Here is a 294-nt window from a genome sequence, read left to right as displayed (position 1 = left end):
TCGTTCGTCTGCGCAGTGAGACATCGCCATCTACAGGCAGCGGCCTTACCCTCGGATGAGGCACAAAGGGATAGTCCTGCTAGTGGCGGATTCCGGTTTCGGTGCGTGCGACGTCTTCCCCGGGCGGAAGCTCGAGGTTCCCGACGGTGTTGGACGGCGCCTTGGTCCGAGCGTGGGTGACGTAGAGGGGCAGCGCCGTGAACACCAGACCGCCGATGAGGTTGCCGAGCACCGTCGGGATTTCGTTCCAGACCAGGTAGTCCAGGACGGTGAACTCGCCGCCGAGCAGCAGAC

1 pseudogene is annotated in these 294 nt (G+C 63.9%); it reads right to left on the bottom strand.

Going from position 1 to position 294, the window contains the following annotated elements:
- Positions 1–79: 79 nt before the first annotated feature.
- Positions 80–294, bottom strand: a pseudogene (locus AC3A4M_RS22855) (hypothetical protein); the annotation flags it as partial.

It is taken from the genome of Arthrobacter sp. Soil_C_60 (genome assembly GCF_057656375.1).
Note: the sequence above shows the minus strand (reverse complement) of the source record. Positions and strands in the feature narration are given on the sequence as shown.